General features: G+C 55.2%; 23 protein-coding genes and 1 pseudogene. 5 read left to right on the top strand and 19 right to left on the bottom strand.

All coding sequences use genetic code 11. From position 1 onward, the window contains the following. Positions 1-176 precede the first annotated feature (176 nt). The 18 genes from PHI30_RS02100 to PHI30_RS02015 all read right to left on the bottom strand — a co-directional run bounded on the left by PHI30_RS02100 (position 177) and on the right by PHI30_RS02015 (position 18125). Positions 177-1874, bottom strand: coding sequence for an acyltransferase (locus tag PHI30_RS02100; RefSeq protein WP_300023246.1), 1698 nt, complete (start codon positions 1872-1874; stop codon positions 177-179). 43 nt (positions 1875-1917) lie between these two features. Beyond that, complete coding sequence (locus PHI30_RS02095) at positions 1918-3060, bottom strand: HAD-IIIA family hydrolase (protein ID WP_300023243.1); 1143 nt, start codon at positions 3058-3060, stop codon at positions 1918-1920. Next, the gene (locus tag PHI30_RS02090; RefSeq protein WP_300023241.1) at positions 3057-3710 is read right to left on the bottom strand and encodes an SIS domain-containing protein; all 654 of its coding nucleotides are present in this window, start codon (positions 3708-3710) and stop codon (positions 3057-3059) included. Before PHI30_RS02090 ends, PHI30_RS02095 begins: the two co-directional genes overlap by 4 nt. Before the next feature lie 41 nt (positions 3711-3751). Then, complete coding sequence (locus PHI30_RS02085; protein ID WP_300023238.1) at positions 3752-4771, bottom strand: dehydrogenase; 1020 nt, start codon at positions 4769-4771, stop codon at positions 3752-3754. Positions 4772-4782: 11 nt separating this feature from the next. Further along, positions 4783-8949 carry a glycosyltransferase gene (locus PHI30_RS02080; protein ID WP_300023235.1) on the bottom strand — a complete coding sequence of 1389 codons (4167 nt, stop codon included), beginning with the start codon at positions 8947-8949 and terminating at the stop codon, positions 4783-4785. Continuing rightward, positions 8927-9697, bottom strand: a complete 771-nt coding sequence (locus PHI30_RS02075; RefSeq protein WP_367186318.1) for an ABC transporter ATP-binding protein — start codon at positions 9695-9697, stop codon at positions 8927-8929. The genes PHI30_RS02080 and PHI30_RS02075 overlap by 23 nt, the downstream gene beginning before the upstream one ends. A gap of 12 nt (positions 9698-9709) precedes the next feature. Further along, on the bottom strand, positions 9710-11167 hold the full coding sequence (locus PHI30_RS02070; protein WP_300023232.1) for an ABC transporter permease: 1458 nt from the start codon (positions 11165-11167) through the stop codon (positions 9710-9712). Between the two features lie 21 nt (positions 11168-11188). Beyond that, a complete protein-coding gene (gene rfbD / locus PHI30_RS02065) occupies positions 11189-12031 on the bottom strand; it encodes a dTDP-4-dehydrorhamnose reductase (RefSeq protein ID WP_300023229.1) in 843 nt (280 codons plus the stop codon). 14 nt (positions 12032-12045) lie between these two features. Continuing rightward, positions 12046-12981 carry a glycosyltransferase gene (locus PHI30_RS02060; RefSeq protein WP_300023226.1) on the bottom strand — a complete coding sequence of 312 codons (936 nt, stop codon included), beginning with the start codon at positions 12979-12981 and terminating at the stop codon, positions 12046-12048. Further along, positions 12956-13975 carry a dTDP-glucose 4,6-dehydratase gene (gene rfbB, locus PHI30_RS02055; protein ID WP_300023224.1) on the bottom strand — a complete coding sequence of 340 codons (1020 nt, stop codon included), beginning with the start codon at positions 13973-13975 and terminating at the stop codon, positions 12956-12958. Before rfbB ends, PHI30_RS02060 begins: the two co-directional genes overlap by 26 nt. A gap of 12 nt (positions 13976-13987) precedes the next feature. Further along, positions 13988-14533 (bottom strand): dTDP-4-dehydrorhamnose 3,5-epimerase, encoded by a 546-nt coding sequence (rfbC, locus tag PHI30_RS02050; protein ID WP_300023221.1) that lies wholly within the window; start codon positions 14531-14533, stop codon positions 13988-13990. 40 nt (positions 14534-14573) lie between these two features. Beyond that, positions 14574-15452 (bottom strand): glucose-1-phosphate thymidylyltransferase RfbA, encoded by an 879-nt coding sequence (gene rfbA, locus PHI30_RS02045; RefSeq protein ID WP_300023218.1) that lies wholly within the window; start codon positions 15450-15452, stop codon positions 14574-14576. An 88-nt stretch (positions 15453-15540) separates the two neighbouring features. Beyond that, a complete protein-coding gene (mobC, locus tag PHI30_RS02040; RefSeq protein ID WP_300023215.1) occupies positions 15541-15846 on the bottom strand; it encodes a plasmid mobilization relaxosome protein MobC in 306 nt (101 codons plus the stop codon). A 128-nt stretch (positions 15847-15974) separates the two neighbouring features. Beyond that, the gene (locus PHI30_RS02035; protein WP_300023212.1) at positions 15975-16151 is read right to left on the bottom strand and encodes a hypothetical protein; all 177 of its coding nucleotides are present in this window, start codon (positions 16149-16151) and stop codon (positions 15975-15977) included. Between the two features lie 147 nt (positions 16152-16298). Continuing rightward, positions 16299-16634, bottom strand: coding sequence for a replication initiator protein A (locus PHI30_RS02030; RefSeq protein ID WP_300023209.1), 336 nt, complete (start codon positions 16632-16634; stop codon positions 16299-16301). A gap of 72 nt (positions 16635-16706) precedes the next feature. Further along, complete coding sequence (locus tag PHI30_RS02025) at positions 16707-16937, bottom strand: TnpV protein (protein WP_300023207.1); 231 nt, start codon at positions 16935-16937, stop codon at positions 16707-16709. Between the two features lie 14 nt (positions 16938-16951). Next, positions 16952-17227, bottom strand: coding sequence for a DUF6809 family protein (locus tag PHI30_RS02020; RefSeq protein WP_300023204.1), 276 nt, complete (start codon positions 17225-17227; stop codon positions 16952-16954). Between the two features lie 61 nt (positions 17228-17288). After that, the gene (locus PHI30_RS02015; RefSeq protein ID WP_300023201.1) at positions 17289-18125 is read right to left on the bottom strand and encodes a ParB/RepB/Spo0J family partition protein; all 837 of its coding nucleotides are present in this window, start codon (positions 18123-18125) and stop codon (positions 17289-17291) included. Between the two features lie 170 nt (positions 18126-18295). Between PHI30_RS02015 and PHI30_RS02010 the strand changes: the two genes are divergently transcribed. The 5 genes and pseudogenes from PHI30_RS02010 to PHI30_RS01990 all read left to right on the top strand — a co-directional run bounded on the left by PHI30_RS02010 (position 18296) and on the right by PHI30_RS01990 (position 22490). Then, on the top strand, positions 18296-18736 hold the full coding sequence (locus PHI30_RS02010) for a manganese catalase family protein (protein ID WP_300023392.1): 441 nt from the start codon (positions 18296-18298) through the stop codon (positions 18734-18736). A 189-nt stretch (positions 18737-18925) separates the two neighbouring features. Beyond that, positions 18926-19348: pseudogene (locus tag PHI30_RS02005) on the top strand (AAA family ATPase); the annotation flags it as partial. 59 nt (positions 19349-19407) lie between these two features. Beyond that, entirely contained in the window at positions 19408-19878 is a 471-nt protein-coding gene (locus PHI30_RS02000; RefSeq protein WP_300023198.1) for a MoxR family ATPase, read from the top strand. Further along, positions 19868-21151: a DUF58 domain-containing protein gene (locus PHI30_RS01995; protein WP_300023197.1), complete on the top strand. Its 1284-nt coding sequence runs from the start codon at positions 19868-19870 to the stop codon at positions 21149-21151. The genes PHI30_RS02000 and PHI30_RS01995 overlap by 11 nt, the downstream gene beginning before the upstream one ends. Further along, positions 21144-22490: a DUF4129 domain-containing protein gene (locus PHI30_RS01990; RefSeq protein WP_300023194.1), complete on the top strand. Its 1347-nt coding sequence runs from the start codon at positions 21144-21146 to the stop codon at positions 22488-22490. The genes PHI30_RS01995 and PHI30_RS01990 overlap by 8 nt, the downstream gene beginning before the upstream one ends. A 142-nt stretch (positions 22491-22632) precedes the next feature. Here PHI30_RS01990 and ligA read toward each other — a convergent pair whose 3' ends face one another. Then, on the bottom strand, positions 22633-24609 hold the full coding sequence (gene ligA, locus PHI30_RS01985) for an NAD-dependent DNA ligase LigA (protein WP_300023191.1): 1977 nt from the start codon (positions 24607-24609) through the stop codon (positions 22633-22635). Position 24610 lies beyond the last annotated feature (1 nt).

The following is a 24610-nucleotide window of genomic DNA, read 5'->3' as shown; positions in this document are numbered from 1 at the left end:
ACATTTTATATATTTGAGTATCCAAACAGCACGGTTCTCCCAAACCATGCGCCGCGGTATTACATACCGACATTGATGCTGCCGTCTTTCCAATCAAGGATGCTGCACAGTAGTTGATAAGTTCAGTCATTCTCTCAATCAAAAAATATAGCCTGCACTTGATGTTGAAATGAGGCTTATTGAAAACCAATTTTCGTTACAAGCATACTCATTATTCTTTGATCTGGATCATTTGCATCAGGGTTATGCTCAGCATTAAATTCCAACTGAATTTTTACCGTTTGATTCGTCGTAAAATTCGGAGAAATTTCCTGCGCAATGGAAATCCCCTCACCAGCAGAAAGTTCCTGGTCATAAATTAAATTGTCTTCCATATAAATGGAAATCTTGTTAACTTCAGTATAGGTTTCCGGAATATAACCTTCCAAAACAAAAGTTGTTACATGATCATTAGCTTCAAGAGTGACCGTGCTCTGCTTGGAAGTCCAACGATAATCTTCATTCTCTGACTGAGGTAACCAGCCTTCACCGATGGATTCGCTGCTATTTGTTGGAAATTCGATGATAGAAGGCATCCTGCTTGCGTTGGTCAGGGCAACAACAGTGGTTACTGCAACCAAAGAAATCAGTGCCATTACAAAAATGACAACTCTTTTATGACGTAAAAGTTTGGCTTTTACCGCGTGCAGCTGTTGCCCATCTATGAAAGTCAATGCTGAATCCACGGCGTGATCCACTTTTTGAACATTTTCAAACGAATTTATTTTTTTCCAACCCTGCAGATACAGAGATTTTTCCTGCCCAAAAATAATTCGAAGCGGTTTGCAATGCTGAACAGGCTGCCATAGTAAAATACTTCCAATAATGCCAATCAACACAAACAGCCACCACCAGATATAGGAAATATCATCCTGCGGAGTAAAATTTTGAAGATAGGAAAAGGAAACCTGTCCCATTAAATACAATATATAAAATCCGAGGTTAAACCACATAAAATGAAAGAGAACTATGGGCAGGGTGTTCTTTCCAAGGTAGGACAGAATTGGGCAAACCACGGGAGCTTTTATGAGAAACACTGCTAAAAAAAACATAAGCGTCAATCCGTTTAACACCAACAGGATATCCACTGCTGGATGATTAAAGGATCTGGAAGGCCAATCCATTCGCAGGAAAAAGTGATGCGCAACCAGATAAGCCAATCCTCCGGAAATCAGCAGCCCTATTCCGCACAGCAGCCGATTTTTCGAAAGCCTTTCCATGAGCGTGTATTTAGCTGAAATTGAACCAATCCCATAATAAAAAGATGCAATCAGCGCCAAATCCCAATCAAAATTATGGGAGCCGGTTGTAGTAGCGGAATATCCAAACAGAAACATGATCACAAGTCCGACCATATAAAGGAGGCTATAACGTTTGCCACAGATTTGAAACAACAATCGATTGAAAATTGCGGCGTTAAATAATGCCAGAATAAACCAGCAGGCGCCTAGCCACCAAACATAAAAGCGTCCATGAAAAAACAACTCCTTGATTGTGAAAGAAGCACCTGCATAGGCAAGATTGCTACTGAAGAAAATGGTATAGACTCCTGTAGCATTCATAAGAGCTGTTACGCCGAGCAACAAGATCGCTGAACTCACTACCGGCAGCAGGGTGGTCAACATACGATGGTACAAAGTTTCCAGAACGGATCGTCTCTCCTGTCTGGCCATATAACCGGATACAAAGAAAAAGGCACCCATATGAAATTGATAAATATGCGAATTGAACCGGCCGGTGGAATGCCCGATGACCACTGAAAGAATCAGCAATCCGCGTAAAACATCCATCCACAGGAAACGCTCTTTTTGTAAATTAGCCGCCGCCACTTTCATGTGTTTTCCTCTCGTTTCGAAAAAAATCTATACGGGTTGTCGTTTAGTTCGAGTCCTTTCCCAGAAAGAAACTCTTTACACCGCAGGATTCCCCCGCCTCCACGTCCCACGGCTGATCGCCGAACAGGACGCACTGCGCCGGATTTAAATCGAACTCCCAGATGGCGTCCTCAAGCATGCCCGGTTCCGGCTTACGGCAATGGCAAGGGCCGGTAAAATCCGGGTGATGGGGACAGAAGTAAAACGCGTCGATATGGGCACCGTATTCCGACAGCCGCTCATTCATGTACCGGTGAAGCGCCCGCATCTCATCTGCAGTGTAGTACCCCCGCGCGATCCCTGCCTGATTGGTGACCACGATCACCTGGTAGCCCCAGTCGTTCCACTTCTTCAGAAACTGGGGCATTCCATCGATAAAGCGCAGATCCTCCGGACGGTGGAGATAGTGCACATCCACATTGATGGTGCCGTCCCGATCAAAAAAAGCCGCCTTGTTGACAGGCGCAAGCGCTTTCATGGTCTCCTGTGCGGTTGCATAATCCTCCGGAACACCGATGTCGATGAAATAGCCGCCGCTTTCCACCGCCAGCACGTTTCTCCTCTGCGCCAACGGCTCCAGAACCGCCGTTTCAAAGGAAAACTGCTCCTCCGGAACAGATTCCATCGACGTGCGCTCCATGAGATACACGCCGCCGTTGATGAGTCCCTCCCGGCAGGGCGCTTTTTCCCGAAAAGCCGTCACTGCGCCGCCAGTCAATTCCAACGCACCGTAGCGATCAAAATCGTGCATCCGCTTGGCCGCCAGCACGATGGCGTCAGGGCGTTTCGCCTGCTCCAGCGCAGCAAAATCCACATCAAAATAAGTATCGCCGTTTAAAACGGCCACCCAATCCTCCCGGCACAGCGACAGCGCCTGCTTGATGGCACCGCCGGTGCCCAATGGGGTATTCTCCGGAGAGTAGAGGATTTCCATGCCCCGGTAGTGGGTGCCGAAAAAATCCTCGATGCACGAGTGCTTATAGCCGGTGGCCAAAATCACCCGCTCCGTGCCCTTTTGCTGGAGGTCATCCAGAAGAAAGCGCAGAAACGGCCGGCCGCAGACCGGGGCCATGGGCTTTGGCACGTCCGAGACAATATGGGCAAGCCGGGTGCCGAACCCGCCTGCAAGTACGATCGCCTCTCTCATGCGATCCCTCCAAACAGCTCGTTTTCTACACAGGCGCACAGGCAGTGGTAAATCGGCAGATGATATTCCTGAATCTGATAGGTCACGGCAGAGGGTGCGCAGATGCACTGATCGCTGAGGGCTTTCAGCCTGCCGCCGCTCTCCCCCGTTAACCCCAGCACCTCCACGCCGATCACCCGGGCAATCCGGGCGGCATTGAGCACGTTGGCGGAATTACCAGAGGTCGTGATGGCCAGCAATATATCGCCGGGGCGGCCATAGCTTAAAACCTGCTGGGCAAAGGCCATCTCCGCAGAATTATCGTTGGTGTAGGCTGTCATGAGTGCCGTCTCGCTGACCAGCGAGATGGCGGGTACCGCTCGCTGCAGATTGGCGATCATATTCTCCGCATGATCCGGGTATGCCATGCGGAGCTTTTCGCACATGGTCTCGTCCAGAGGGCGATCCAGCATAAAGGTTTTCATCAGCTCGCCCACGATGTGCTCGCTGTCCGAAGCACTGCCGCCGTTGCCGCAGACCAGCAGCTGTCCGCCGCCGGAGAAGCAGCGCAGCAGTGCCTCCGCTGCCGCCATGACAGACGGTTCGCAAACCGCCAGCGCCGGGTAGCGCACTGCCAGATCCGAAATGATGGCACGAGTGGTGTTCCGCATGGGTATGCCCTCCTGTTTCAAAAAGAATAGCCTTTTAAATGTCAATACAGCGTCCAGGCCTGTGTGCCACGCTCTGTAAAGCTGGTCACCATGACACGCCCGTCTGTTTGTTTCAGCTTTTCCACCAGCTGGAAGCGCCGCTTGGGGTCGCAGACCACCATCATAAAGCCGCCGCCACCGGCACCGCTGATCTTGGCGGCCTTGCCGCCGTTTTCCATAATGTAGCGATACATTTCATCAATCTGGGGATTAGAGATCACGGAGGAGGTCTTTTTCTTAGCCTCCCACCCAGCGCGCAGACAGTCCGCGAACCCGTCGAAATCGCCTTTAAGAATGGCCTCCTTCATCAACGATGCCTGGCGCTTCAGCTCGTGCATTCCCTCCATCGATTTCTCGCTGCTTTGACAGCGCACCTGCTCGTCGATAATCTTGGCACTGTCCCGGGAGGTGCCGGTATAGTACAGCACCAGAGAGCTTTCCAGTTCGTTTTTGATCCAGTTTTTCAGCCGCAACGGATTGACGATGACCCGATCGTCCCCATAAAACTCCATATAATTGAAGCCGCCAAAGGTGGCCGCGTACTGATCCTGCTTGCCGCCGGAGAGCTTCAGATCCTCCCGCTCCACCTGATAGGCCAGCGCCGCCATGTCATACTCACCCAGAGGCAGATTCAGCCACTCCATATAAGCCTTCAGCATGGCCACCACCATGGTGGAGGAGGAGCCGAGACCGCTGCCTGCGGGAGCGTCGGAATAGGTGGTCATCCGCAGCGACAGCGGCTTTCCATTGCAGAAATCCTGAACAATGCGGTTGTACATCCCCCGGTGCAGCGGCAGAGCGCCTTCCAGCGGCAGAGCGCCGGCGGGGGCGGTGAGCCGCTCGTTGCGGTCGGCAGCATAAAACTCCACCTTGCCATCATCGGTGGGCTCAATCGTACAGTAAGCGTACAAATCGATGGTGGCGTTCAGCACGACACCGCCGAAGGTATCGCAGTAGGGCGACACGTCTGTGCCGCCGCCGGCCAGTCCCAGCCGCAGCGGCGCTTTGGAACGAATAATCATGGAAAGGCTCCTTATTTCATATCGAATTCGGGTCCGATAACCTGTTTCGCATTCTCCGGAGAGAAATTCTCCCGGATGTACTGATAGGATTGTGCGCTGCGCGTCATCAGCGATGCAGGGTTGTTATAAAGTGCAGCGGTCACCCTGGCAAAATCCTCCGGTGCGTCTGCAATGTCCAGAATATTTTCCGCACCGGCGATTCCCTCCGCGCCGATGGAGGTTGTGACCACTGGCATTCCGTAGCGCATGGCCTCCACAACCTTTCCCTTGATCCCCGCGCCATAGCGCAGCGGGACAATCACCAGACGGCAGGTTCTGTAATACTCCGCCAACTCCTCGTCAGTAACGAAACCGGCAATGTGCAGCACGTCGCTCTCCAATGCCTTGATCTCCAACGGCGGATTAGAGCCAAGAATGTGCACCTGTACGCCAGGCAGCAACTCGCTGAGCGTTGGAAGAATTTCCGCTGCCAGCCATTTCACCCCGTCCACGTTGGGATGATGGCCAAAGCCGCCGATGAACATCAGATCCTTCCGCCCCTGTGCGGTGTAGGGAATTTCCTGAATATTGTCAAAGAGATAGGCCGGAATCGCCTTCACCTGAATCGAGCGGTCAATCCCGTGAATGGCTTCCTCCTCCACGCAGGAGGGATAGTAGGACATGTCCGCCCTGTGCATCAAATCCAGTTCCTTTTCCTTCCACTCCTCCGAGGATTTCAGAGTTTTGGAATCTCCGGTCAGCTCATACTCCCGCTGCTCACGCAGGAAATGCAGATCATGACCGTAGTAAACAATGCGGGCGGGGGTTAACTTGCGTACGGCGTCGATGTACTTCTCGGAAATATGGGGCCGGTTTAAAAACGCATAGCCGATGCACGCGCCATTTTCCTTCAGCCAGTCCTGCCAGTTCTTTGCGTAATAAGGGCCGTAGAGCACCTCAATACCCAGTTGCTGCAGAGTCTGGGTGTAGGGCTGATGGGGATAGAAGTTGTCGCCGATAAATTTGACCTGATAGCCGTTCTCAGCGAACAGCTTCAGATAGGCAAACACCGTGCGGCTGCCGGCATCCTTGTCATACTGGGGGACATAGTGATCCACCATCAGCAAAACCTTTTTATTCCGGCTGCGGTCCCGAGCCTGAAAAACATTTTTGCCGTTGGGGAAATGCTCCCGCTCCAGCACGTCCTTCCACTTCTCATGGAACTTTTTCTGGTTGATGACCTGATACTGCTTTTGTCCGGTGGAGGTATCGGTTCCGTTGGAGACCCCCTCGAAATGCACCACCACCGAGAGCGGCTGATAGACCACGCGGTATCCGTGGGAACGCACCTCGAAGGCAAGGTCGCTGTCCTCGCAGTAGGCGGGTACAAAGCGCTGGTCAAAGCCGCCGATTTCCTCCCACAGCGTTTTGCGGATGCAGATGGAGGCACCGGAAATATAGTCCACGTCCTTGACATAGTTGTACTCCGGTTCCGCCGGGTCGGAGCGGTTGCCGTAGTTCCAGGCGCTGGCGTCCTTCCAAAAAATGCCGCCGGCCTCCTGCAGCCGTCCGTCTGGATACACCAGCTTGCTGCCGGTCATGCCGATGGTGCTGTCTTTTTCCATCAGGGACACCAGCGGCGCAAGCCAGTTTTTCTGCACTTGGGTGTCGTTGTTCAAAAAGAGGATGTACTCGCCCTTGGCGAACGCAGCCGCATGGTTGCAGTTTAACAGGAAACGCAAATTTTCTTCGTTGTGAATGGTGCGCAATCCGGTAATAACCCGGTCAATCTCCCGCGTTACGTCTGTGGAACAGTCATCCGCGATGAGAATTTCATAGGTCATCTCCCCGCTGTTTTGCAAAATGGATTTCACGCAGGCATAGGTAAAGTCAAACTGGTTGTAAACCGGAATGACGATGGAGACCGTGGGTTTGTCCCACTGGGGAACGTGCAGCGGTGCGTAGTCCGCCGTTGTCTTGGGCGGTGCGTCCGGCACTGCGGCAGGAACAGCCTGAATAGTCAATTCCTGCGTAGGAATTGCGTTGCCAATCAGACAGTCGTCCAGACGACGGGAGGTATCCTCCACGCCCTCACGGTGTAGTGTTTTGAAAAACTTGGAGATCTTGTGAGGCGTGCATTTGGACAGAAAGCGCAGCGGATGCTTGACAAATTTCACCAGCATCTTTCCCAGAAGCCGTCGCTTGCTGCCCTTTGGAATCAAAGCATCCCTCAGTTTCCAGAAATATCCCATAAACCTCCAGGAACGAGACGCCTTGATGCGGTTGAGTTCCCGTTCGGGCTCTAAAAGCTGCAGAATCTGACCATCCCTATTGCGAATGGTCTGCTTGTCTCTAGCCAATGTAGCTGATTGCTCAGCGATTGTAGCTGATTGCTCGGCGATTGTAGCTGATTGCTCGGCGATTGTAGCTGATTGCTCGGCGATTGTAGCTGATTGCTCGGCGATTGTAGCCGTTTGCTCGGCGATTGTAGCCGTTTGCTCGGCAAGTCTACAGTCTTTTTCCGCAATAGTGGCTTTTAAATCCCGCTCGCTTTGGAGCAGTTGCGCAATATGTGCATCCCGATTTTTCAGCTCCGCAGTATGCTTTGCTGACAAGGTCAGCCGGGATTGGTATTGCGTGCGATCAAACCAACTGCAGTTACACTCGTCCATCAAGCTGCGCAGGAATTCGTCCTCTCGCACATCGTATTCCGCTGCTTCCACCTCGGAAATGTCGCAAGTCTGGTAGATCGATCGCACCATCTCCGGGGAAATGTTTTCTGGCAGTGCATATCGAATCGAACGATACAGCAGGTATTTTAGAGGAACCTCTGACTGTTTCCATTCCTGATCAAAAAACACCAGCCGGTTTTCCACCCAGAAGCTGTTGCGCAGTGTCAAATCCAGAAAACCATCCCGCAGAGTGCGTCCGTGGTCGCACATCTCGCCCCCGCTTTTCACCAGAGCGTCCTTTATCTGCCGAAGAAGTTCCTCCCACAAAGACTGATTACCATCTAACACTGCGGCGCGAAACACCTCATCTCCGCAGGGTGCTGACGCAAACACCGCAGTGGTATCCCCATTGGCACACTCGCTTTGAGAAAGACAGGGCACGCCGCGCTGCTCCAGCAGCCGCGTATTCTCTATTAACGAACGCAAATGCGCTTCGCTCTTTGGAGACGCAGCGCGGCGTGTTACACGATCGGGATGTAAAATGGTGACCAGCCGGTATTCCTCCCGATAATCCCGCTTGAGCGAAACTGCCGTGATATCCTGCGTCGTCTGCGGCTGAACAGCAGCTTCCAGCAGAAAAGAGTTCGCAAAAAATCCAAGACAGCCGTTACGAACAGCTGCGGGAAACAGCTGCTGTTCATTTGCAATCAGCGTGGACTCCTCGGGATAATGAAACTTCACCCCTTTGAGAAGGCTTTCGGCGGCAGGACTGTGATCCCGCAGAATTAATGTGGGGAACTTGTAGTCCGGAAACGGGTAATAGGCTTCAATCTGCGGAAAGCCAGCCTGATGTAACAGCTCCCGTAACTCCTGCTGGTGAAAGGTACGCACGCCGCTCATAGACTCGTACCGCTGGGTTTTTCCACGGCTAAACGCATAATCATTTAGGGAATCAAAGGGAATTCCCGTGTGATCCTCCGCTGCACCGCACCAATACTTCATGCCGTACTGATTTTCAATGGCAAGCAACAGCTTTCCGGTTGGTTTTAGCAGCTTTTTAGCAGACGTCAGCATGGAAAACCACGGATTCCCCTCATGGTCGGAGATTGCGGCATACTCCAACACACCAATCAGCAGGACATAGTCAAACAGCGTCTGTGGCTGATACGTCTTTATATCACAGGATAAAACACAAACATTTTTAAAATCTTTACAGCGTTCCTGAACAATCGCCGCACGAGTCAGCGAGGGTTCGATGGCAACGACCTGCCCGCATTGAGAAGCCAGCTGAGGGGTCAACGCACCCATACCTGCGCCAATTTCCAAAACGGTAGCATCTTTTTCAAAGGGATACCACTGCAGCAAACCTGCGCGTGCACTGGTAAAGTTGTGAAAAACAGCTCCTTCCGGTAAATCGCGAATAATTTCATTGGTATCATGGGACTGATTTTTTAGGTAACTAAGAATCCGGTCCTCAATTGGACCATCCGAATAGATCCGGTTTTCATTCGTTTTCTGTTGATCCATTGCCGTCTCCTTTGCTGGAATTTAGTTTCCCCTCGTATTTGTCACACAGCGCCGCCGTTTCCCCGTAGCCCTGCACCGTGCCGTGCTCCAGCCAGAGCACCTTGTCGCAAAGCTCCCGAATCTGGGACATGGTGTGGGACACCATCAAAACCGTGGTACCCCCGCCCATCAGCTCCAGCATTCTGGCTTTGCTCTTGGCCTGAAAATCTGCATCGCCTACCGCTAGAATCTCATCCACGATCAAAATTTCCGGTTCTACCACCGTGGCGATGGAAAACGCCAGACGCATCATCATGCCGGAGGAATAGTTGCGGATCGGTTCCTCAATGAACTCGCCTAGCTCGGAAAAATCAATAATCTCCTGACATTTGGCGGTCAAAAACTCCTTGCTGTAACCCAGAATCGCACCGTTGAGAAAAATATTCTCCCGGCCAGTCATGTCGTAGTCGAAGCCCGAGCCAAGCTCCAGCATGGGCACGATGTTGCCGTGAACTGTGACGCTGCCGTTCGACGGCTTCAGGATTCCGGAGATCACCTTTAACAGCGTAGATTTTCCCGCGCCGTTGTGTCCGATGATGCCCAGCACCTCGCCCTTCTGCACGGCAAAGCTGACATCGCTCAGCGCACCGAATTCCTTAAATTTCAGTCGCCCGGTAACCAGCCGAACCAAATATTCCTTCATGCTGGTAATGCGGTCTGCGGACAGGCGGAATCGCATGGATACATGGTCTGCTCGAATCATTTCCATTTGTATTCCTCCTTAAATATTCAGGACAAACTTGTCCTGCGATTTTTTGAAGACAACAATGCCGATGGCCAGTGGCACCAGCGCGGCAATCAGGCACAGTCCGTAGGCCTTAGGCTCAGGAGAAACGCCGTCCAGTAGAACGATACGGAAAAAGCGGACGATATGGTAGAGGGGATTGAGTTTGTAAATCGTCATAAACCGGGCGGGAATGATGCTCTCCGGGTAGAAGATAGGGGTGGCAAAGTTCAAAATAGTAATCAGCACACCCCAGATAAATTGGGTGTCCCGGAAAAAGACCATCAGCGAGCAGAGAATCAACCCAACGCCTAGCGCCAAAACCTCCAGGCAGAGAATGCCGAAAATCAGCAGTACCCCGCGGATGCTCAGCGGAGTCCGGGTGATGAGCAGCACCAAAAACAGCGGAAGCAGGCTCAACAGCAGGTTGATGGAGCTGGACAGCACCCGTGTCACCGGGTAGATATACTTGGGCACATAGACCTTGGTAATCAGCCCGGCATTGCCGGAGATGGACTGGAGGCACATATTGGTGGACTCATTGAAAAAGTTGAAGCAGACGATGCCCGTAAGCAGATATACCGGAAAGTTAGGAATATTGGACTTAAACAGAGTGGAAAAGACCACATACTGCACCAACATCATTAAGAGTGGATTTAAAAAGCTCCACAAGACACCCAGCACGCTGCGTTTGTATTTGGTCTTAAAGTCCCGGTTTACCAGCTGCTCCATCAAAAAGCGGTATTTCCCGATGGCGGCAAAAAAACGCAACGTGGGTGAAGATGCGCCGGAGCGCATCTTGCGCACCAAAGTCAGTCCGTAAGCAGCCAGCGCCACGCCTAGCGCCGCCACCACATACCAGTAGATACTGCCAAAAAGCAAATTCTGCTGCCCAGTGACCTGAAAGCACAAAATGCCGTCGAGCGTCTGCCCATCAACTCTGGCAAGTTCACTTTCATTCAGTTCCTTGTCCACGGAGCCCTTGGATACAGAGATGCTGCTACCGTAGTATACGGTGACGGCGTTGCCGCCGCTGCCGTCCGGGGAGGAAATGATCAGCGTTAGGGGTTCACTGGGTGTAATCTCTATGGGCTGCGCGAAGGAAACCACTGTCTCGGCGCTGTCTCCCAGTTCCCCGGCCGGCTTGGTAGCGCTGGCAATCGTTTGCCCAGCCCTTTCGATGGAAACGTTCAGAGAGCAGTCATTTAGCCGACCATAGGTGGAGGTATACAGTGTCACGCCGGTAATATGGTCGGCATCAATGGAAAAAGGCTGCGTAATCTTGCTGTTGGCATAGATTTCATCCACATCACCGGTGGGCGTAACCATATCGTCGGTCTCTGCGCCCCGGATATGGAGCTGCTGCCCGCCCAGCGCGTAAAACGAAACGGCCAGCAACACATATACAGCCAGAATGGCGGTTAATTTTTTCGTACCGGAATTGAGATGTTTCATGATACGTTCTGTTCCATTTCCTCAGTTTAATTCGCTTAGATACCGTCCCAGCGCATCCTGCCAATCTGGCAGACGGGCAAAGCCCGCAGCTGTCAGACTCTGTTTGTTCAGCCGTGAGTTCTTTGGCCGCAGTGCTTTTGCGCCGTAAGCATCCGTCGTGGTGGGAACCACGGTAACGGCTTTTCCTGCCAGCCGAAAGATTTCCTCTGCGAACGCGGCCCAGGAGCAAATGCCCTCGTTGGTGGCATGATAGGTGCCGTATTTATCTGTTGCAATCATGTCGCACAGCAACGGGGCAAGATCCGCCGTATAGGCGGGCGAGCCGACCTGGTCGGCCACCACCGTCAGCGTGTCGTGGGTTTCCGCCAGACGAAGCATGGTTTTCACAAAGTTGCCGCCGTTGATGCCGAACACCCACGAAATCCGCAGGATGAAATGCTCCGGCAGTACCTCCCGCAGAGATTGTTCGGCAGCCAGCTTGCTACGACCATAGACATTCAGCGGGCCGGTGGGATCGTCGGTTTCGTAAAACCGCTCCCCGTCGCCAGGAAAGACGTAATCTGTGGAGAGAAACAGCATCTTTGCGCCGATGTCCCGGCAGGCTCGGGCCAGATTTACCGTGCCGCCCTCGTTGACGGCAAAGCACCGTTCCGGCTCGTCCTCGGCTTTGTCCACCGCCGTATACGCGGCACAGTGAATCACGGCATCGGGACGATAGCTTTCCAGATAGGCGTGCACTTTATTTTCATTGACAATATCCAGTTGGGCGGAACCAATGCCCCGGTACTCAATTTCCCGGGCGCTGAGCACCCGGCACACATCGTATCCAAGCTGTCCGGTCGCTCCGGTGATAAGAATCTTCATCTGTTTCTCCTGCTTTATTTTAAAATTTTCCTTACAACCCACCGAAACAGCGACCGGGGCAGAACGTGCATGGCCAGTTCAAACTTCGCCTCCATGGGCGATAGCGCCCGATAGCGAATCAGATCAAGCACCTTCCCATTCAGTCGGGCGGAAACAAAGGCCTCCAGCGCCGACGACGGCTGGATGTATTTTTTGTAAAACGCCAGACGCTCCCGCAAAGGGGCAATGCGGCGGTTGAAATAACTCTGTTTATCCGTGACGCCGGTGAGCACTCCGGTCTGATTTCCGCCGTGAATCCGATAGCGGAGCAGAGGACGATCGACGAACTCAATTTTACCTTCCAGCGCGGCAATCATGGCCACCCACTGGTCGCAGACCGTGTTCTTTGGGAACGGCAAGGCCCGTTTCGCCGTTTCCGACCGCACGAGGGTTGTGCAGCCGGCGGAGCAGTTGCGGAAGAAATAGGTCTCCGAAAGGCCTTTCCCCTGCACATACCGCAGCCTGGGCCGAAGCTCCCGCAGGCTTTTTGCGGTGGTGTTCCCTTCTCCGTCTATGGCCGAGAGGTCACAGTAGGCCAAGGTGGTTTTGGGCGTCATGGCGGATACCAGCGCGGAGAGCTTATCTGCCAGCCACTCATCGTCCTGATCGCAATAGGCAAACAGTTTTCCTTCTGCTTCTTGCGTCAGCTGTTCAAATGTCCCATTGGAGCCAAGATTCTTCTCGTTGCGCTGGAAAGACCATGGAAACGCAGCAATACAGTCCTGCACGCAGGACTGTATTGCCTCAAACGGCACCGTTGGAGAGCAATCGTCCCGGATATACAGCCGCAGATTCGGATAGGTCTGGGCATTGAGCGATTTGAGCTGAATGCGCAGCCAGTCCAGATTTGGTTCATAAACCGCCATTAAAATGGAGATCAGCGGTTTACCGATTTGCGTACATCCGCTCATAATAGCTCTGATACTCTCCGTTCACGATATTCTCCCACCAGGGTTTATTGTCCAAGTACCACTGTACGGTCTTTTCGATGCCGTCGGCAAACTTGGTCTCCGGCAGCCAGCCCAGCTTCTCATGGATAAACGCCGGGTCAATGGCGTAGCGCATATCATGGCCCTTACGGTCACCCACGTGGGTAATTAGGCTCTCCGGCTTGCCCAGAATGGCAAGAATCCGCTTTACGATGTCAATATTTTTCATTTCATTGTGTCCACCGATGTTGTAGACCTGTCCGACTTCCCCGTGCTCCAAAATAAGATCGATGGCCCGGCAGTGGTCCTCGACGTATAGCCAGTCCCGCACGTTCAGTCCCTCGCCGTAGACCGGTAGCGGCTTGTCCGCCAAGGCGTTGGCAATCATCAGCGGAATCAGCTTCTCTGGGAACTGATAGGGCCCATAGTTGTTGGAGCAGCGGGAGATGGTGATGGGCATGCCATATGTCCGCTGATAGGCGTTGCACAGCAAATCTGCGCTGGCCTTAGATGCCGAGTAGGGCGAGGACGTGTGTAGCGGAGTCTGCTCCGTAAAGAACAGGTCGGGCTGGTCCAGCGGCAAGTCGCCGTAGACCTCGTCGGTGGACACCTGATGGTAGCGTGCCACGTTATATTTCCGGCAGGCGTCCAGCAGCACCTGTGTGCCCATGACATTGGTTTCCAGAAAAATGGAGGGGTTTTCAATGGAGCGGTCTACGTGGCTCTCAGCGGCAAAGTTTACCACCACGTCCGGCTTCTCCGCTTCAAACAGGTCGTATACCCCTTTGCGGTCAGCAATATCTACCTTGGAAAACTGGAATTTTGGTTCGTGCATGACACTTTCCAGCGTAGCGAGATTGCCCGCATAAGTCAGTTTGTCCACGCAGAGGAGATCGTAGTCTGGGTGTGCCTTGCGCATATGGAAGATAAAGTTGCTTCCAATAAATCCGGCGCCGCCGGTAATCAGCATCCTCATGTCGGTTCCTCCTCAAAATCCCGTTACTGCGTCCTTCAAAAACGGGTTCGTCTCGTCTTTCTGCGAGAGAATGGGGCGCTCAATGCCCCAGTCCACGACAATTTCCGGGTCGTTCCAGCGGATGCCGCCATCAGCTTCCGGGGCATAGTAGTTATCAGCCTTGTAGAGAAACTCCACGTCGTCTGCTAGTGTCACAAAACCGTGTCCAAAGCCACGGGGAATAAGCAGCTGGCGCTTGTTTTCTTCGGAAAGCTCCACAGCCACCCATTTTTTGTAGGTTGCGCTATTGGGCCGCAAATCCACCGCCACGTCCAGTACTGCACCTCTGGCACAGCGCACCAGCTTGGCCTGCGCCTTGTCGCCCTTTTGGAAGTGAATGCCCCGCAAAGTACCCTTCACCGTGGAGGAAGAATGGTTATCCTGAACAAAATTGTAGTGAAGCCCCGCTTCTTCAAAGGCACGCTGCGACCAGCTCTCCATGAAAAAGCCCCGGTGGTCGCCGAACACCTTTGGCTCTACGATATAAACGCCATCAATGGCTGTCTTGATAAAATCCATCAGTCTAATGCCTCTTTATTTAAATTTGCGGTATGTATCATCAGTAACGAATCTTTCCCTCTGCAACCGCCTTGAGGTGCTGACCATAGGGAGATTTGCCGTAGGCCTTGGCCGATTCAAGCAGCGTCTCCCGATCAATCCAGCCATTGTTGTAGGCGATTTCCTCCAGCGCTGCTACCATAATGCCTGTACGCGTTTCAGCCACCTTGACAAATTCCGAGGCATCCATCATGGAATCCATGGTGCCGGTGTCCAACCAAGCGTAACCCCGGCCCAGCGTCACCACATTGAGACTTCCCTCTTCCAGATAAATGCGGTTCAAGTCCGTAATTTCCAGTTCACCGCGGGCGGAGGGCTTCAGCGCTTTGGCCCGTTCCACCACCTTACTGTCGTAAAAATACAGTCCGGTAACGGCATAGTTGGACTTCGGCTGGGCGGGTTTTTCTTCAATGGAGATGGCACGACCCTCAACGTCAAATTCAACCACGCCAAAGCGCTCCGGATCCTCTACATAGTAGCCGAACACCGTGGCTCCGGTTTCCTGTGCCACGGCACGGCGCAGCTGACCGGTAAAGCCTGCACCGTAAAAAATGTTGTCGCCCAGCACCATGGCGCAGCGGTCGTTTCCAACGAATTCTTCTCCCAGAATAAACGCCTGAGCAAGGCCGTCCGGCGAGGGCTGTACCTTGTAGGAAAGATGTAGGCCGTACCGACTGCCGTCTCCCAGTAATTTCTCGAAATTGGGCATATCCTGCGGCGTGGAAATAATAAGAATATCACGAATTCTTGCCAGCATCAGTGTGGACAGCGGGTAATAGATCATTGGCTTGTCATAAATTGGTAAGAGCTGCTTGCTGGTGACCATGGTCAGCGGGTAAAGCCGAGTGCCGCTACCCCCTGCCAGAACGATTCCCTTCATATGTCTACCTCCACCTTTGCATAACTTTAGTAATTATACGGCAATCGACTGTATATGTCAACGAAACTCCCAAAATGGCGTATGTAAATTACACGTTTTTAACCTTTCCAAAGATGTCTCGCACATCATCTCGTATTTGTTGAATTGCACCCCAATCGGCCACGGTGCCGGTGGCGTGGGACATCCTTGCAATCTGATTCAAATTATTTGCCATGCCGGAGAGCAGATGGATGAGCTGCACCCACTCGGCTGTGGGTGCTTCTTTTACCTCGTAGCCCTCGATGAGATGCCGCAGGTAGGTCTCCCGGCAGAGGCCGCTTTTCTTCACGTTTTTCATGAGGTACTCGAATTCCTGATCTGTCAGCCAGACGTAAACGCGTTTTGTTCGGGTCATAATATAACTCCTTTTTCAAGTTGGGGTCTTAGGGGTACCCCCTAAAAGCCGCAGTTTGGTGACAAAATGCTATGCTTGCCAGAATATTCGGCGGTGCCGAATATTCCGTTACCCGGCCGAAAGAGGAATCAGTCCCCTTTCAGCCTTTTAGCTTCCTCCAGTACTTGACGATGCCAGGATTCCAGCAGGAGCATCCGCAGATAGGCGGCACGGCCCAGACCCTTCATTGCTGCCGCTTCTGTAAGCTTGCGATGCTCTTCTTCATTCAAACGAATGTTGAGTTGCCTATTTCTTGGTTCAAACATGATGCGTCTCCTATTCTTTTTCGGCTGAGTGAATCATCTTACTCCCTCAGTCTCATTCTTCTTGTTCTTATTAGCAGCCGCTTTTGGGATGTCCAGAAAGCCGAAAAGCGGATTTCTGGGGCATTCAAAATCGGCGGTCTAAAACCACTAAAATTTGAGGACATACAGCCGGTCGGGTCTCCCCTGCCCCTGACGTTTTCGTTGCAGCAAGCCGTATGCTTCCAGCTCGGCCAGAAGCTTCCCTGCTTTTCCGTGACCGCAGTGCAAGTCCTCCGTGATGCTCTCAATGGTGTAGTAAATGAAGGCTCGATTCTGCCCATCCAGCCAGTTGTTTTTTATGGAAAGGGCCATTCTGTCCAGCATTAGTCCGTAAAGTAGTTTTGCTTCACACTTTAAGCATTCAAAACGTTTTTCCGTGATTAACCCTTTTGGAATGCGGTAAAAGACAAACCGTTCCGCTTCGCTGCCATAAAAATAGTTCACATAGGTTCCCTCCAAACAAAAACAGCGGAGAGCAGGCAATTTTACCTACTCTCCGCTGGTGGTCTGTTGAAATCACTCGTTTAAAAACTCTCGGGCGGCACTGCGAAGGTTGTTCATCAGACCCACCCATTGCATGGGATCTTGCTCTTTCAGCTCCTCGTTGACGCCCAGTGCCTTGGCCATCTGCTGCACGATCAGGTCCCGCTGCTTCGCATCCTCGCCCGGGTCCGGCAGCAAATCTGGGTAATAATAGTCGCCGACCAATATGTAGCGAATGCCGTTTTGCTCAAATGAAGATTCCATATTTCCGTCCTCCTTTATTCCGTTCCAGATAGAATATCCAACATTGCCAGCGCCCCCAGACGAAAGCCGCTGCAAAAGCCGTCCCGCTCTGAGATGCCCACGATTTCGGAATGGGCGGTGAGCAGCGCTGTAAGTGCATCATTTTCTGCGCCGGTGAGTGCTTCGGTCAACGTTGTCTCGGCCTCGCAGAAGGCGTTGCACGCCTTGCCTAAGTCAGAGTTGCGGGGCATATCTCGGTCATTGAGCGTGAGATTGCCGTAGTAAAATTCCCGGATAAATTGGTAGTCCATAGCCCGTCCCCCTTTTGCCACTATTTTAAGGGGTATCGGCGTATAGCGCCAGTGTACGAACCTACCGCTCCTGCTCCCGGTGGGTCTTGCGGTAGCGCTCCTCTAAGAGCTTCAAAATAGCCTGCTCCATCTGCTGGGCTGAATAAGACTTGGGGAAGTATTTTTGCAGGCGTTGGGTTCGCAACCGCACCTGCTCACGCTGGTTGGGCTTCTCCTCCGTCAAGATGGCGAACAGCACCTCCGGCGTCAGCTTCGCCATGCGGGAGAGCTGTTTCATGCGGATGGCCTGTGACAGGGACGGCGTGGCATCCTCCTGCCCAATCAAACTCCAAAGCTCTGCTTGTTCAGCGGGTGTCAAGTAAGATAGCTCCACAGCTGGAGAGAAGGCAATGCGGCCCTCGTCCACCATGGTCAGCAGGGGTTTGACAAGGTTGGTGAGACGGATGTAGCGTTGGATGGTTCTACCGCTTTCGCCGGTATTGTCTCCAATAAAATCAGCGCTTTCAAACTTCCCGACAAGTTGTCGGGAAGTTGCTCTCCCCTGATGCTTCAGGGCATCCAGCTTCATCTTATACGCAAAGGCCTTCTCACTGGGAAGCAGATTTTCCCGCTGCAAATTGCTGTCCACCATCAGCACCACCGCTTCATCGTCACTCATCTCCCGCACCAACACCGGAACCGTCTCCAACCCCAGCTTCAGCGCCGCCAGACGCCGTCGATGTCCGCTTAATAGCTCGTACCCCTCCCCTTTTGGTCGGGCCAGCAGGGGTGACAAGACGCCGTAGGAGCGGACGCTTTCCGTCAGCTCCTCGAATGCTGTATCCTCCCGGACTTGAAACGGGTGCCCCTCGAAGGGCATCAGCGCAGAGGGCGGCAGCTGCTGCACAAATTCACTCACAGCTGCTCACCCCCATCGGAAGGGCCGCCAGCACGTCCACATGGTAATGCCTGTCCCAGCCCCGAACGCTGTGATCAACCTCCAGCGCACACAGCTGACCCGGAATTTTCACTGTCGGGAAATCACCCTTTGGGGAACCATGTAACGCTTGTCCTGCAAGGCTTTTACCACTGGTGGCGCATGAGACTTCCTCGACAGGCACCGAGGAACTGGGGCATCTGGAAATGGTGGGGACCATCGTCCACCAGCTGACCCGGGATCTCACCGAGGAACAGATTCGCGCAGGCGGGTACGACACCTACTTCGTTGACCGCACCGCAGGCGTGTATCCCACTTCCGCCTCCGGCTTCCCCTGGAGTGCTGCCAGCATGGCGGTAAAGGGCGATCTCATTGCCGACCTCACAGAGGATTTGGCGGCGGAGCAAAAGGCCCGCGTTACCTACGACAACATCCTGCGCCTTTCGGACGATCCGGATGTGAGCGACGTCATCAAATTCCTTCGCGCCCGGGAAGTGGTCCACTTCCAGCGCTTCGGCGAGGGGCTTCGACTGGCAAAGGACAAGATGAACGAAAAGAACGTCTACTATGTAAACCCGTCTTTCGACAAATAATTACCCACCAGCGCGCCGCCGCAGCCAGATTCTGGATGCGGCGGCGCGTTTTCTAACTTTTACCGAATCCGGAAGGCTTCCCCTGTTAAAGAAACGGCGGAGCGCTTGCTTTTTCAAGTAAAAAAGCTTACAATATTTGTCGAATCCTACCGCCGAGAGGCGGTCATTTTTTCTAAAGGAGTATGAAGCATGGATATCTGCAAGCTCTCCCGCGACATCCAGACGGAGACGGAAAAGATCATCGTGGGCAAATCCGACCGCATCCGCCTGGTCATCATGGCGGTGTTGGCCAACGGACACGTCCTGCTGGACGACCTGCCCGGCGTTGGCAAGACCACGCTGGTCAAGACGGTTTCTCTGGCGCTGGGCTGCCGTTCCGGCCGCATTCAATTCGTGCCGGACCTGCTGCCAAGCGACATCATCGGTATGCAGATCTTTAACCAGAAAACCGGTGATTTTGAGCTGCGTCAGGGGCCGGTCATGACGAATCTGCTGCTGGCTGACGAAATCAACCGCGCCATCCCCCGCACCTAGTCCGCCCTGCTGGAGGCCATGGAGGAGCGGCAAATCTCCATCGACGGCCAGCAGTTTCCCCTGCCCGCGCCGTTTCTGGTGCTGGCGACCCAAAACCCTGTGGAATCCGAGAGCACCTTCCGCCTCCCCGCCGCGAGATGGACCGCTTCCTCATCCGCATCACCATGGGCTATCCAAAGCCCGAGGAGGAGCGGGCGATGCTGCGCAATCTGGGCGACGAGATCCCCTTCGACACCGTGCGCGCCGTTACCTCCGCCGCGGAGCTGGTGGACGCCCAGCGGCAGATCGCAGCGGTCTACGTCTCCGACGCCGTTTCGGATTACATCGTGGCCCTGGCGGAGGGCACCCGCCGCCACCCCCAGCTGGTGATGGGCGCCAGTCCCCGCGCCACCCGTGCGCTCTACCGCGCCGCCAAGGTCTGGGCCGCCATGGAGGGCCGGGATTTCGTCACGCCCGACGACGTGCAGACGCTGGCCCACCCGGTGCTGGAGCACCGCCTGGTGCTGGAAAGCGGGGCCCGCTTTTCCGGCGTCACCGCAGGAGCTATTTTGAAGGAGATTCTAGAGCGCACGGAGGCGTCTCCGGAAGCCGCCGCCCATGAAGGATAAAACGGTATCCAGCCGCTCCAGCAATCTGGTTGCCCTCCCCGCGCTGGGAGCGGAGCTTTTGAGCTGTGTGCTGGCGGCGTTTTTCGGACAGTGGCGGTTATCCGCCGTGCTGATGTTTGTGTTTCTGCTCTCCGGCACCTCTCGATTGTGGGCGCATCTTTCGGCGCGGAAGGTCTCCATCACCGTTTCCAGTGCCCTGCGGGGCCTGTTCCCCGGCGAGGAGACCACGTTTACCATCGAGGTGCGCAATGAGAAGTTTTTGCCTGTGGTGTGGCTGGAGGTCTTTTTCCCACTTGCAAAAAATCTCTGTCTCACGCCTGCGGAAAACCGGCAGCCGGACGAGTGGGAGATCGTCTCCCTTGCCGCCGAGGGCGCGTCCACCGCGCTGGTGGGCGAAAAACGCGCCTCCTTTTTGCTGTGGTATGAGACGCTGCGCTTTGAAAGCCGTTGGACCGCCAAATGCCGGGGGGTGTACTCCATGGAGGGCTGGCGGCTGCGGACCGGGGACGGCTTCGGTTTGACGCAGGTGGAGCGCCCCATCGAAAAGGAGGATGTGCGGCGGTTTGTGGTGTACCCAAAGCTTGTGAGCGTGGCGCCGGACCTGTTTTTGCGCAATCTCTGGAACGCGGAGAGCGGCGATCGCGGCGTGATGGAGGACCCCACCATCATCCGCTCCACCCGGGACTACCAGACCACCGATTCCCTGCGGCACATCAACTGGCGGCTGGCCGCCCGGAGCCTTCCGCTGGCGGTGAACGTCTACGAGGAGATTTTGCCCAAGAGCGTCCACTTCCTCTTCGACGGAGAGAGCTTCAGCGGCCCCACGCCCCATCCAGAGGAGCTGGAGGACGCCCTGAGCATTTTGGCCTCCGAGGTGGTCCGGCTCGCCCAATCCCAGGTGCGCTGCGGGCTGAGCCTGTGCCGGGGCGAAGGGAGCGAAGCGGTAAACCTCTTTCCCGCCGTCTCCCAAACGGAGGACTTGCTTTGCGCGCTGGCGGCCTATCAGCCTTTGCCGCCGAAGAAGGGCGTGGAAAATCAGAAGATTTTGCCTCAGGAGCCGGTCTTTGATGAAATCCCCCTCTGGGAGGCGACGCGGAGCGTGGGCCGGTTTTACTACGTCGCCTACGATACATCCGCGCTGGCGGAGCGGCCGCTGCTGCGGCGGCTGGACCACACCTGTTTGTCGCTGCTCACCTACCAAGAGACGCCGCCGTTTGGAGAATTTGAGACGGTATGTCTTTGCGGACTGAAGGAGGAATGCGCCCATGGATGAAAGAAAGACGCTTCCCGCCCTGTCCATGCAGTTCTCCACCGCCGCGATCTTCTGCTCTCTCACCTATCTGATGACGCCGGAAAAGGAGACCATTGGCCTTTTTTACCCGCAAGTGCTTTTGCTTTACGCTCCACTGATCTATTGGATCAACCGACTTTTCTTGCGCCGCAGCCGCACCATGCGGGCAGCGACGGTCCTAAATGGCGCAGCGGCCATCGCCCTTCTTGCCGCCATTGCCCTCATAACGGGCGGCAGCTTGGTCTTTTTGCTCTTTGCCGGTATTTTCTGCGTCTGGCTCACGGCGCAGGGCGTGCAGGGCGCGCAGCAGACGCCAAAGCTTCACCAGATGATTATTGCGCTGGACCTCAGTCTCCTTGTGCTGGTGCTGCTCACCGGGTATACCGCCCTCACGGGGATCGGTCTTTGCTGGAGCGCACCCATCGCCGCAGGCTGCGCCGCCGCCATCGTGGGCGTCGTTTGTCGCCGGACGGGCGGAAATCTGGGCGGCCGTGGGTGGAGCTTTATCGGGTGTGTATTTGTGCTGCTCTCGCTGGCATTGTGGCTGCTGGTCCGCTTTGTCGCCGCCCCGGCGGGAGGGGGACTGGTGGCCCTTTGGAACGGGGCGCTGGGCTTTTTGAAATTCGTGGGCGGAATGTTAGCGAAGGTGCTACTGTTCCTGCTCTCCCTCTTCCCGGTCCCGGATGGAGAACTCGCTTCCTCCCCGCTCCCCCCTGCCCTCGCTCAGGCTGCGCAGGAGGTGGAAAAGCTGGACCCATCGGTTTTGATGGCGGTGGCGGCGGTGGGACTCCTTTTGCTGGCGGTTGCGGTGATTTTTTTGTTGCACTGGCTGGGGCGCTTCCGCGTTGGCGGAGAGACCGCAGAGAAAGCTTTTGTGCCAATGCGGCGGAGGCTTTCGCTGCGGGGCGGACTGGGGCGATTGTTTGCCCTCTGGCGGGAGCGACTGGGGCGGGCTCTTTTCCTTTGGCGCAGGCGGGACCTGCCCGACGGACTCTATTACCAGCTGGTCCGCCGCTGCCGCCGGGGGAAATGGCGCAAGCGGCCCGGCGAAACGCCACGGGACTTCCTCTCCCGCCTGCTGGTAAGCGCCCGGGACGACCGGGAGCTTTCCGACGCGCTGGAGGCATTGCTTCCCGCCGTGGACGCCGCGCTCTTCGCGCCACCCGCCCACGCCGCGCAAGCCGTCCCCGGCGCCCGTCTCATTCGCCGCCGAATCAAAAAGGCGGTGCGGCGGCAATTCCTGCGAAGCTGCCGCAGCCGCTGGGCTGCGGCGGTGCGGGCGAAAGCTACCATCCCACAGAGAAGCGGCGACAACGTGTAGAAACCACGAAAAGGGTTGCGGTTTCCAAAGTAATGCAGACCTGGACCGCGCCAACGGCAAAGCTTTCTTCATACAAAAAACGGACAGCGGATTTTCCGCTGTCCGTTCTTTTATTTCCTCATAAACTGCCGAAAAAGGCCCATCACTCCAGCAGAGCCGCGAAGTCGTCCTCCGTCAAAACGGGGATGCCCAGTTCCTCGGCACGCTTGAGCTTGCTGCCTGCGGCCTCCCCCGCCACCACGTAGGTGGTGCGCTTGGAGACGGATGTGGCGGCCTTGCCGCCCCGCTCTTCAATGAGGGATGTTGCGCCCTTGCGGTCGAATCGGGTGAGTGTCCCCGTGAGCACGAAGGTCATGCCCGCAAAGCGCTCGTCCACAAGCTCTGCGGTGCTCTCCATGTTTACGCCCGCGGCCCGCAGCCGAGCGATCAGGTCCCGGGACTGGGGCTGGGCGAGATACTCCACGATCTCCCGTGCCGTCACCGCGCCCACGTCGTTGATCTCCGTCAGCTCCGCTTCGTCGGCGGCACAGAGCGCGTCCAGCGTTTTGAAATGGCTGGAGAGGACCTTGGCGGCCTTCTCCCCCACCTGCCGGATGCCAAGTCCGTAGAGGAGCTTTGAAAGGTCGTTGGCCTTGGAGCGCCCGATAGCGGCGATTAGGTTTTCCGCCGACTTCGCACCCATCCGGTCAAGCTGCGCAACATCCTGTTCATGAAGACTGTAAAGGTCAGCAGCATTACGGATAAGGCCACTTTCCACCAGCTGCTGCACCACGGCGGGGCCGCAGCCGTCGATGTCCATGGCGTCCCGGCTGGCAAAATGGGTGAGGTTGCGCAAAAGCTGGGCGGGACACTCCGCGCCGGTGCAGCGCAGCGCCGCGCCGTCCTCGTCCCGGACCACCGGCGCGCCGCACACCGGGCACTTCTCCGGCAGAAAATAGGGCCGCGTCCCCTCCGGCCGCCGGGCAAGGTCCACCTCCACGATCTCCGGGATGATCTCCCCCGCCTTTTGCACGATGACGGTGTCGCCCACGCGGATGTCCTTCTCCGCGATATAATCCTGATTGTGCAGCGTGGCGCTGGTGACGGTGGTGCCTGCCAGACGCACCGGCGTCAGCACCGCACGGGGCGTCAGCACGCCGGTGCGGCCCACCTGCACCACGATGTCCGTGACGGTGGAGGGCTTTTTCTCCGGCGGGTACTTAAACGCCACCGCCCATTTTGGAAATTTGGCGGTGCTGCCTAATTTTTCGCGGTCAGACAAGGAGTTTACCTTTACAACCGCACCGTCAATATCGAAGGGATAGTCCTGCCGCTCGTCGTTGATGCGCTCAATCTCCGACTGGACCGCGCCGGGCGTGGAAAGGGTTTTGTGGGGAATCACCTTAAAGCGCTGGGATTTCAGGTATTCCAGCGTTTCGGCGTGATTGGAAAAGGTCCGGCCCTCCGCCAGTTGGAGGTTGAATACCTGAATATCCAGCTTCCGCTCCGCGGCGATCTTCGAATCCAGCTGGCGCAATGACCCGGCGGCGGCGTTGCGGGGGTTGGCCATCAGGGGCTTTCCCTGCAATTCCCGCCGGGCGTTGATCTCTTCAAACACGGAGCGAGCCATATACACCTCGCCCCGGACGATGAGGCGGGGCAGCTTTTCCGGCAGCGTCATGGGGATGGAGCGGACGGTTTTCAGATTCTCCGTCACGTCCTCCCCCACCCGGCCGTCTCCCCGGGTGCCGCCCCGGACGAACACGCCGTCCCGGTACTCCAGCGCCACGGACAGACCGTCCACCTTCGGCTCCAGAGAGTAGACCGCCCCGCTGCCAAGACTTTCCGCCATACGACGGCAGAAGTCCGACACTTCCTCTGCGTTGAACACATCCTGCAAGCTCTCCAGCGGGACTTCATGGGTGTAAGGCGAAAAGCCTTGCAGCGTCTTGCCGCCGATGCGCTGGGTGGGGGAATCCGGCGTAATTTCCTCCGGATGGGCCGCTTCCAGCTCCTCCAGCTCCCGGTTGAGCAGGTCGTATTCGTAATCACTCATGGTGGGTGCGTCCAGCACGTAATAGCGGTAGCCGTTTTCATTCAGCGCGGTGCGCAGCTCTTTCATTCTCTCGCGGTAGTCCATG

This window comes from Oscillibacter sp. (genome assembly GCF_028693505.1).
GTDB lineage: Bacteria > Bacillota > Clostridia > Oscillospirales > Oscillospiraceae > Oscillibacter.
This window is presented reverse-complemented; position numbering and strand designations above follow the sequence as displayed.

What these genes read in the sequence shown, in the direction of transcription:
- PHI30_RS02100 (WP_300023246.1), bottom strand. Translation starts at nt 1,874, where the DNA reads ATGAAAGTGGCGGCGGCTAATTTACAAAAAGAGCGTTTCCTGTGGATG.
- PHI30_RS02095 (WP_300023243.1), bottom strand. Translation starts at nt 3,060, where the DNA reads ATGAGAGAGGCGATCGTACTTGCAGGCGGGTTCGGCACCCGGCTTGCC.
- PHI30_RS02090 (WP_300023241.1), bottom strand. Translation starts at nt 3,710, where the DNA reads ATGCGGAACACCACTCGTGCCATCATTTCGGATCTGGCAGTGCGCTAC.
- PHI30_RS02085 (WP_300023238.1), bottom strand. Translation starts at nt 4,771, where the DNA reads ATGATTATTCGTTCCAAAGCGCCGCTGCGGCTGGGACTGGCCGGCGGC.
- PHI30_RS02080 (WP_300023235.1), bottom strand. Translation starts at nt 8,949, where the DNA reads ATGGATCAACAGAAAACGAATGAAAACCGGATCTATTCGGATGGTCCA.
- PHI30_RS02075 (WP_367186318.1), bottom strand. Translation starts at nt 9,697, where the DNA reads ATGGAAATGATTCGAGCAGACCATGTATCCATGCGATTCCGCCTGTCC.
- PHI30_RS02070 (WP_300023232.1), bottom strand. Translation starts at nt 11,167, where the DNA reads ATGAAACATCTCAATTCCGGTACGAAAAAATTAACCGCCATTCTGGCT.
- rfbD (WP_300023229.1), bottom strand. Translation starts at nt 12,031, where the DNA reads ATGAAGATTCTTATCACCGGAGCGACCGGACAGCTTGGATACGATGTG.
- PHI30_RS02060 (WP_300023226.1), bottom strand. Translation starts at nt 12,981, where the DNA reads ATGAGCGGATGTACGCAAATCGGTAAACCGCTGATCTCCATTTTAATG.
- rfbB (WP_300023224.1), bottom strand. Translation starts at nt 13,975, where the DNA reads ATGAGGATGCTGATTACCGGCGGCGCCGGATTTATTGGAAGCAACTTT.
- rfbC (WP_300023221.1), bottom strand. Translation starts at nt 14,533, where the DNA reads ATGGATTTTATCAAGACAGCCATTGATGGCGTTTATATCGTAGAGCCA.
- rfbA (WP_300023218.1), bottom strand. Translation starts at nt 15,452, where the DNA reads ATGAAGGGAATCGTTCTGGCAGGGGGTAGCGGCACTCGGCTTTACCCG.
- mobC (WP_300023215.1), bottom strand. Translation starts at nt 15,846, where the DNA reads ATGACCCGAACAAAACGCGTTTACGTCTGGCTGACAGATCAGGAATTC.
- PHI30_RS02035 (WP_300023212.1), bottom strand. Translation starts at nt 16,151, where the DNA reads ATGTTTGAACCAAGAAATAGGCAACTCAACATTCGTTTGAATGAAGAA.
- PHI30_RS02025 (WP_300023207.1), bottom strand. Translation starts at nt 16,937, where the DNA reads ATGGAATCTTCATTTGAGCAAAACGGCATTCGCTACATATTGGTCGGC.
- PHI30_RS02020 (WP_300023204.1), bottom strand. Translation starts at nt 17,227, where the DNA reads ATGGACTACCAATTTATCCGGGAATTTTACTACGGCAATCTCACGCTC.
- PHI30_RS02000 (WP_300023198.1), top strand. Translation starts at nt 19,408, where the DNA reads ATGGACCGCTTCCTCATCCGCATCACCATGGGCTATCCAAAGCCCGAG.
- PHI30_RS01995 (WP_300023197.1), top strand. Translation starts at nt 19,868, where the DNA reads ATGAAGGATAAAACGGTATCCAGCCGCTCCAGCAATCTGGTTGCCCTC.
- PHI30_RS01990 (WP_300023194.1), top strand. Translation starts at nt 21,144, where the DNA reads ATGGATGAAAGAAAGACGCTTCCCGCCCTGTCCATGCAGTTCTCCACC.
- ligA (WP_300023191.1), bottom strand. Translation starts at nt 24,609, where the DNA reads ATGGACTACCGCGAGAGAATGAAAGAGCTGCGCACCGCGCTGAATGAA.